This is a genomic window from Maribacter sp. (assembly GCF_049667165.1).
Lineage (GTDB): Bacteria > Bacteroidota > Bacteroidia > Flavobacteriales > Flavobacteriaceae > Maribacter_A.
Window position 1 is genome coordinate 1 of sequence record NZ_JBATHS010000189.1, and the last position, 2,540, is coordinate 2,540.

The following is a 2,540-nucleotide window of genomic DNA, read 5'->3' on the forward strand; positions in this document are numbered from 1 at the left end:
GAAAATCAATACAAATGAAATCTTTGGATAATACTGTTTGTCAAAGTTGCGGGATGCCTATACATCATTTGGCCGATTTCGGAACCAATAAAGACCATACGGTGAACACCGAATACTGTCATTTCTGTTATCTCGATGGAAAATTTACGGACCAAGGGATTAGCTTGGCGCAAAAAATCGAAAAGAACATCTTCATAGCAGAGCAAATGGGAATGCCCCGAGAGGAAGCGACGATTCTGGCCCATAATACCCTACCCACCTTAAAAAGATGGAAAGGTCTAAAACCGGTGGAATGACCAAGACGATCCCAAGTACCAAAAAGAAATGCTCCATGCCTTTGTGCTGATCAGTATCATGGAATTCAAATTATGACTTATGTACTTTAGAACAATCAGTAAAGCGATAAAAAATGTTGAACATATTACTACCTACCGATTTCTCAGTAAATGCGCAAAAGGCCATTGACTACGCTGTGAGACTCTTTGAAAAAGAAGAATGCATATTTTATGTGCTTCATGCCTATCATGATGCCCCTTCAGATGTCAAAACCAAGGCCGATTTGGAAAACGATCTTAAACATTTGGTTGAAATCCTATCAGAAAAAAAACAAAATCAAAAACACCTTTTCAAGTCCGTATTTCTGATAGAATCAGTGGTGAACGCCTTGAATATTACAATGATGGACAAGGCCATCGACTACACGTTCATGGGCAACAAAGGGGTTTCTTCCTTATTCAACGTTTTTATGGGCAGCAATACGGTCAGAGCCATTAGCCAGCTTGACTCAGGGCCTATTATCGCCGTTCCGACGGACTATGACTGCGACCCCCCTGAGGAAATCGTCTTCGCCAACAATTTCAAACATCGCTTTATAACCGCTGAATTAACTCCGCTCATTAAATTGACCAAGTTGTGGGACTCCACATTATCGGTTGTGCATATCTCCTCGGAAAAAGCTTTGGAAAAAACCCAAAAACAGAACCAAAAAGCCTTGAAGCTTGCTCTAAAAGAATTAAGAACAAGGTTTTCAGAGGTGCAACTAGAGGTGTCAATAACGTCCTCCTTATATACATTGGGCAAGGAAAATAAGAAAATAGGCATGATCGCACTATTCAAGACCAAACACGGTTTCCTAGAGAATTTATTTCATGAACCCGTAGTGCGTAAAATGACCTTCAATACAGAAGTGCCCTTGTTGATTCTTCCCGAAATAGCCTAGGCATTTTAAATCATTGCGAAAGACCTTGTGTCAGAACCATGCGAAAATGAAGGGTGGGAAGGATGCATATTTCCCAATTCTATTGGGAAGCCAATTCGGGAAAGTTCTTGCTTTACTTTTTGTAATCCATTGGAATTAATATACAGAAATTGTAAAATGCCGTTCTCAATATCTATATCAACAACACGGACATCCAAAATTCTGCTCAGATTCCTTAAAATCACTTTTTTGCTATCCTCACATTGAAGGTTTTTGATGTTTACCACAGCTATCATTTTATAAAATTTTGGGATTAGTTTTCAAGATAGTGTAAGCCGATTAGGCTGGAAATGATGTAGATCAGTCTCATGGGAAATAACCAAGTATAAATAAAAAAGCATATCCCTACATCCCAAAAATCAATAGGCTTCATACATTACCAACCATCCCTAAATACTTAAAGCGCTTTTTTAAAATAAAAAAGTTGATGGTGGTTCCCCCGCATACTTAAAAGGGGTACTTTCCCATAAGACTCCATCTTTTTGACGAGATCTTGATGTAACCATTTATTGATAAAACCTACCTTTTCCCTTTCTAACATGACAATTAAATCCGCATTGGCATCACCGACATAAACCCTAAGGGTTTCAAAAATACTATCGGTAAAAAGCAATTCAAATTCGATGCGCTCATAGTTCACTTTCTGCTGTAGAAGCTCCTTGAACCATTCGAGCTGCATTTCTCCCTTATATTCCTCTTTTGTTGAGATATGTACCACCTTTATTACGGCATCTAACTGCGCCGCCATTTCAGCAAGTTTGCGGATGGCATATACATCCTCTTCTTCAAAATCAGTCGCGTAAACGATGGTTTTGGGCAATCTATAACTGGTTTCTTTGGGAATTGACAAAACGGGGCAAGGTGCTTTTTCTATGAGGTGTTTTGTAGTGCTTCCCATGAGTATTTTCCGAAAAACGCTACTCCCTTTCATACCCATGACTATTAAATAGGCGTGCCACTCATCGGCCACTGAAATGATTCCCTTTACTATGCTTTTGTTCTCAACCGGTTCTATCGTAATGTTCGGATTCATAAAATCACCGCCTAGATTTTCTAGACAGAATTCTTCCAATTTAGAACGGTGCCGATCAAAAATATTTTCCTCTGTATGGGGGAAGGGTTCATCCAAACCCTCTGTTCCCAAGACGGTGGGGTAGTCATAGACATGGGTGACCACCAAACGCATTTCCATATGTGAAGCCATGTTGTAGGCATACTTCAAAGCGGCCTTTGAATTCGTCGAATAATCGGTAGGGTACACTATAGTTTTCATCCCTTTTTA

4 protein-coding genes are annotated in these 2,540 nt (G+C 39.6%); 2 read left to right on the top strand and 2 right to left on the bottom strand.

What is annotated here, in order from left to right; all coding sequences use genetic code 11:
* Positions 1–296: zinc ribbon domain-containing protein (locus tag WBM98_RS09795; protein ID WP_424365841.1), on the top strand; the 296-nt coding region annotated here is incomplete at its 5' end.
* 113 nt (positions 297–409) lie between these two features.
* Complete coding sequence (locus WBM98_RS09800) at positions 410–1,219, top strand: universal stress protein (RefSeq protein WP_424365842.1); 810 nt, start codon at positions 410–412, stop codon at positions 1,217–1,219.
* 5 nt (positions 1,220–1,224) lie between these two features.
* On the opposite strand, the gene WBM98_RS09805 is transcribed toward WBM98_RS09800, so the two are convergent.
* Both WBM98_RS09805 and WBM98_RS09810 read right to left on the bottom strand, forming a co-directional pair.
* Positions 1,225–1,494 carry a hypothetical protein gene (locus WBM98_RS09805; protein ID WP_424365843.1) on the bottom strand — a complete coding sequence of 90 codons (270 nt, stop codon included), beginning with the start codon at positions 1,492–1,494 and terminating at the stop codon, positions 1,225–1,227.
* A 161-nt stretch (positions 1,495–1,655) separates the two neighbouring features.
* On the bottom strand, positions 1,656–2,531 hold the full coding sequence (locus WBM98_RS09810; RefSeq protein WP_424365844.1) for a universal stress protein: 876 nt from the start codon (positions 2,529–2,531) through the stop codon (positions 1,656–1,658).
* Between the last annotated feature and the right edge of the window lie 9 nt (positions 2,532–2,540).

Bases quoted from the DNA above. Each gene is read 5' to 3' on its own strand.
- WBM98_RS09800 (WP_424365842.1), top strand. From the start codon at position 410: ATGTTGAACATATTACTACCTACCGATTTCTCAGTAAATGCGCAAAAG.
- WBM98_RS09805 (WP_424365843.1), bottom strand. From the start codon at position 1,494: ATGATAGCTGTGGTAAACATCAAAAACCTTCAATGTGAGGATAGCAAA.
- WBM98_RS09810 (WP_424365844.1), bottom strand. From the start codon at position 2,531: ATGAAAACTATAGTGTACCCTACCGATTATTCGACGAATTCAAAGGCC.